2 tRNA genes and 3 rRNA genes are annotated in these 5720 nt (G+C 46.1%); all 5 read right to left on the reverse strand.

Features of this window, described 5'->3' with window-relative positions:
• Positions 1-72: 72 nt before the first annotated feature.
• The 5 genes from rrf to BW946_RS20920 all read right to left on the reverse strand — a co-directional run bounded on the left by rrf (position 73) and on the right by BW946_RS20920 (position 5284).
• Positions 73-180 (reverse strand): 5S ribosomal RNA (gene rrf / locus BW946_RS20900).
• 145 nt (positions 181-325) lie between these two features.
• Positions 326-3082, reverse strand: a 23S ribosomal RNA gene (locus BW946_RS20905).
• A gap of 153 nt (positions 3083-3235) precedes the next feature.
• Positions 3236-3309, reverse strand: a tRNA-Ala gene (locus BW946_RS20910).
• Between the two features lie 88 nt (positions 3310-3397).
• Positions 3398-3471: transfer RNA gene (locus BW946_RS20915), tRNA-Ile, on the reverse strand.
• Between the two features lie 296 nt (positions 3472-3767).
• Positions 3768-5284 (reverse strand): 16S ribosomal RNA (locus tag BW946_RS20920).
• The 16S, 23S and 5S rRNA genes sit together here with 2 tRNA genes alongside, the layout of an rRNA operon.
• Positions 5285-5720: the final 436 nt, after the last annotated feature.

Raw genomic sequence — 5720 nt, forward strand, 5'->3', positions numbered from 1 at the left:
TTCCCTGCTTGGGTATAAAGCAAAAAAAAATCCTTTATCAATAAGATAAAGGATTTTTAAAAATAAAATAAAAACTGGCGGCGGCCTACTCTCCCGCGTTAGCAGTACCATCGGCGCTGGTGGGCTTAACTTCTGTGTTCGGAATGGGAACAGGTGAGCCCCACCGCTAAAACCACCCTAAAGAAGGTATATAGCTTTAAGCATTAGGCTTTACGCCTTAAGCTTATTGCGTTTTTAAGCGATAAAAACTTTCACAAAGACAAAACCTTTACTGCGCATAAAGTACTTGTCATTTATTATATGATAATTAGATATAGCAACCAAAGGCTATAAATCTACGGGTAATTAGTACTACTTGGCTATGACATTACTGTCTTTACACCTATAGCCTATCAACGTCGTCATCTACAACGACCCTTAAAAGATGTCTCATCTTGAGGCGAGTTTCGCACTTATATGCTTTCAGTGCTTATCTCTTCCAAACGTAGCTACTCAGCGGTGCACCTGGCGGTACAACTGATACACCAGAGGTTTGTTCAATTCGGTCCTCTCGTACTAGAATCAAGCCCTCTCAAACATCTAACGCCCGCAATAGATAGAGACCGAACTGTCTCACGACGTTCTGAACCCAGCTCGCGTGCCACTTTAATGGGCGAACAGCCCAACCCTTGGGACCTTCTCCAGCCCCAGGATGTGACGAGCCGACATCGAGGTGCCGAACCTCCCCGTCGATGTGAGCTCTTGGGGGAGACTAGCCTGTTATCCCCGGAGTACCTTTTATCCTATGAGCGATGGCCCTTCCATACGGAACCACCGGATCACTATGTCCTGCTTTCGCACCTGATCGACTTGTTGGTCTCACAGTCAAGCACCCTTATGCCATTACACTCTACGCACGGTTACCAAGCGTGCTGAGGGTACCTTTGAAAGCCTCCGTTACTCTTTTGGAGGCGACCACCCCAGTCAAACTACCCACCACGCAATGTCCTTCCTTTCAGAAGTTAGGCTCCAAGTAAGTAAAGGGTGGTATTTCAACGTTGGCTCCACAAACACTAGCGTGCCTGCTTCAAAGCCTCCCACCTATCCTACACATTACTTACTCAAAGTCAATACGAAGTTATAGTAAAGGTTCACAGGGTCTTTTCGTCCCATTGCGGGTAATCGGCATCTTCACCGATACTACAATTTCACCGAGCTCGTGGCTGAGACAGTGCCCAGATCGTTACACCATTCGTGCAGGTCGGAACTTACCCGACAAGGAATTTCGCTACCTTAGGACCGTTATAGTTACGGCCGCCGTTTACTGGGGCTTCAGTTAATGCCTTCGGTTTAACCCTAAGCACCTTCCTTAACCTTCCAGCACCGGGCAGGTGTCAGACCCTATACAGCATCTTTCGATTTAGCAGAGTCCTGTGTTTTTGATAAACAGTCGCCTGGGCCTCTTCACTGCGGCCAACATTGCTGCTGGCGTCTCTTCTTCCGAAGTTACGAGACTATTTTGCCTAGTTCCTTAGCCACGACTCACTCGAGCACCTTAGGATTCTCTCCTCGACCACCTGTGTCGGTTTTGGTACGGGTTGCTTCACTTCGGCTTTTCTTGGATCAGATTACTCTACAGCAGCTTCGCCCGAAGGCTAAGCCTTGACTATTCCGTCAGTCTCCAGCAGATACATCCAACCGTCCCCTTTTATTGTGAGCAAGTATGGGAATATTAACCCATTGTCCATCCACTACCCCTTTCGGGTTCGCGTTAGGTCCCGACTAACCCTCAGCTGATTAGCATGGCTGAGGAAGCCTTGGTCTTTCGGTGAGCAGGTTTCTCGCCTGCTTTATCGTTACTTATGCCTACATTTTCTTTTCTATCCGCTCCACAATACCTCACAGTACTGCTTCGGCGCAAATAGAATGCTCTCCTACCAGATATATATAATATATAAATCCATAGCTTCGGTAATATGTTTATGCCCGATTATTATCCATGCCGGACCGCTCGACTAGTGAGCTGTTACGCACTCTTTAAATGAATGGCTGCTTCCAAGCCAACATCCTAGCTGTCAATGCAGTCCAACCGCGTTGTTTCAACTTAACATATATTTGGGGACCTTAGCTGTTGGTCTGGGTTCTTTCCCTCTCGGACATGGACCTTAGCACCCATGCCCTCACTGCCGCACAACATTTATTAGCATTCGGAGTTTGTCAGGAATTGGTAGGCGATGAAACCCCCGCATCCAATCAGTAGCTCTACCTCTAATAAACTTTTTGCGACGCTGCACCTAAATGCATTTCGGAGAGTACGAGCTATCTCCCAGTTTGATTGGCCTTTCACCCCTACCCACAGGTCATCCGAAGACTTTTCAACGTCAACCGGTTCGGTCCTCCACTCTGTGTTACCAGAGCTTCAACCTGCCCATGGGTAGATCACAAGGTTTCGCGTCTAATCCTACTAACTATGCGCCCTATTCAGACTCGCTTTCGCTCCGGCTCCGGTACTTAATACCTTAACCTCGCTAGTAAAATTAACTCGTAGGCTCATTATGCAAAAGGCACGCCGTCACAGCTTTACGCTGCTCCGACCGCTTGTAGGCGTACGGTTTCAGGTTCTATTTCACCCTTCTATTCGAAGTGCTTTTCACCTTTCCTTCACAGTACTTGTTCACTATCGGTCTTTCAGGAGTATTTAGCCTTGGAGGATGGTCCCCCCATATTCAGACAGGATTTCACGTGTCCCGCCCTACTCATTTATCATCTTATTATGCCTTTCGAGTACAGGATTATCACCTTCTATGATTGTTCTTTCCAGAACATTCCTCTAAACATAAAAAGACTTTTGGGCTAATCCGCTTTCGCTCGCCACTACTTACGGAATCTCTTCGATTTCTTTTCCTCCGGGTACTTAGATGTTTCAGTTCTCCGGGTTTGCTCCTCTTACGAGGTGACATGTCTTCAACATGCCGGGTTGCCCCATTCGGACATCTGCGGATCTATTCGTGTGTGCCAATCCCCGCAGCTTTTCGCAGCTTACCACGTCCTTCTTCGCCTCTGAAAGCCTAGGCATCCGCCATACGCCCTTAACGATTTCTTTCCTATTGGTTACTCAAGCGCTTTATGCGCTCGGTTTTCTCTTTGTGATGTCTTTACCGTTAATGTCAATGATCTTAATGTCTTCTTGTACAACTGATGAACAGATGTTGTTTTTGGCTCCATCCGTAACTTTTAAATCAGTCTTCCAAAACTGTGGAGAATAAGGGAGTCGAACCCTTGACCTCCTGCGTGCAAGGCAGGCGCTCTAGCCAGCTGAGCTAATTCCCCCTCTAGTTAGACTAAGAGACTCAAGATCCTAGATTCAAGATTTTTTATCTTGGCTCTTGGCTCTTTTATCTTCCCGTCTTTTAATTAGTAGTCTCGGGCAGGCTCGAACTGCCGACCTCTACATTATCAGTGTAGCGCTCTAACCAGCTGAGCTACGAGACTGTCTTTTTAGACTTACAGATCCTAGATCCTAGATACAAGACTTTCATTCGTCTTGGTTCCTGGCTCTGGGCTCTTGTATCTCTTCCCTATTACTAATTTCTAGTGGGTTATGTTTTTATATTTAAATTATAAGTAATGGGTAATAAGTAATATGATCTTCCAAACTGTTACACTTGGCTCTTTTTACTTTTACCTTTTTACTTATAAACCAACCAAACAAAAAACTAAAGCTTTACTTTGAACAAGTACTTTGTGTCTAAGACACTGATTTTGTTTAACGTCTTTAAGACGCTCTAAAATGAGATGTTCCAGCCGCACCTTCCGGTACGGCTACCTTGTTACGACTTAGCCCTAGTTACCTGTTTTACCCTAGGCAGCTCCTGTTACGGTCACCGACTTCAGGTACCCCAGACTTCCATGGCTTGACGGGCGGTGTGTACAAGGCCCGGGAACGTATTCACCGCGCCATGGCTGATGCGCGATTACTAGCGATTCCAGCTTCATAGAGTCGAGTTGCAGACTCCAATCCGAACTGAGACCGGCTTTCGAGATTTGCATCACATCACTGTGTAGCTGCCCTCTGTACCGGCCATTGTATTACGTGTGTGGCCCAAGGCGTAAGGGCCGTGATGATTTGACGTCATCCCCACCTTCCTCTCTACTTGCGTAGGCAGTCTCACTAGAGTCCCCAACTTAATGATGGCAACTAGTGACAGGGGTTGCGCTCGTTGCAGGACTTAACCTAACACCTCACGGCACGAGCTGACGACAACCATGCAGCACCTTGAAAAATGTCCGAAGAAAAGTCTATTTCTAAACCTGTCATTTCCCATTTAAGCCTTGGTAAGGTTCCTCGCGTATCATCGAATTAAACCACATAATCCACCGCTTGTGCGGGCCCCCGTCAATTCCTTTGAGTTTCAAACTTGCGTTCGTACTCCCCAGGTGGCTAACTTATCACTTTCGCTTAGTCTCTGAATCCGAAAACCCAAAAACGAGTTAGCATCGTTTACGGCGTGGACTACCAGGGTATCTAATCCTGTTCGCTCCCCACGCTTTCGTCCATCAGCGTCAGTTGTTGCTTAGTAACCTGCCTTCGCAATGGGTGTTCTAAGTAATATCTATGCATTTCACCGCTACACTACTTATTCCAGCTACTTCAACAACACTCAAGACATGCAGTATCAATGGCAGTTTCACAGTTAAGCTGTGAGATTTCACCACTGACTTACACATCAGCCTACGGACCCTTTAAACCCAATAAATCCGGATAACGCTTGCACCCTCCGTATTACCGCGGCTGCTGGCACGGAGTTAGCCGGTGCTTATTCGTATAGTACCTTCAGCTACCCTCACGAGGGTAGGTTTATCCCTATACAAAAGAAGTTTACAACCCATAGGGCCGTCGTCCTTCACGCGGGATGGCTGGATCAGGCTCGCACCCATTGTCCAATATTCCTCACTGCTGCCTCCCGTAGGAGTCTGGTCCGTGTCTCAGTACCAGTGTGGGGGATCACCCTCTCAGGCCCCCTAAAGATCGCAGACTTGGTGAGCCGTTACCTCACCAACTATCTAATCTTGCGCGTGCCCATCTCTATCCACCGGAGTTTTCAATTTAAAATGATGCCATTCTAAATATTATGGGGTATTAATCTTCCTTTCGAAAGGCTATCCCCCTGATAAAGGCAGGTTGCACACGTGTTCCGCACCCGTACGCCGCTCTCTGGATCCCGAAAGATCCATACCGCTCGGCTTGCATGTGTTAGGCCTCCCGCTAGCGTTCATCCTGAGCCAGGATCAAACTCTCCATTGTATGTTTGTCTGACTCACTCAAAGTTTTTAACGCTTTAGTTTTTCCTTACTTGGTTGTTATATTGTATGTCAATGATCTTTTTATCTTTCGCTTTATAACGAAGCAATCTTTCTGTCAGTGTCGCTCCGTATTTGCGAGTGCAAAAGTAAAACTTTATTTTTTAATGACCAAATGTTTTTGAAGAAAATTTTAAAGTTTTTTAAGTAACCTTAACCCTTCTCAAACCCTCAATCTCTATACTTCTGCGCTCCCTATAATTGGGACTGCAAAGATACTAACTATTTTTAAACTGACAACTTTTTTCTCAAAAAGTTATAAAGTTTTTTTTTCGCTTGTTTCTTTTTTGAAGTAATATCGTTTATGCCCACCTAAAGGCTCTTCTGCGCTACTGATTCTCTCTCGTTTTCAGTGGGGCAAAGATAATAACTTATTACAA

Origin of the sequence: Chryseobacterium sp. RU33C, from assembly GCF_900156015.1 — a bacterium.
In the GTDB taxonomy this organism is placed as follows: Bacteria; Bacteroidota; Bacteroidia; order Flavobacteriales; family Weeksellaceae; genus Chryseobacterium; species Chryseobacterium candidae.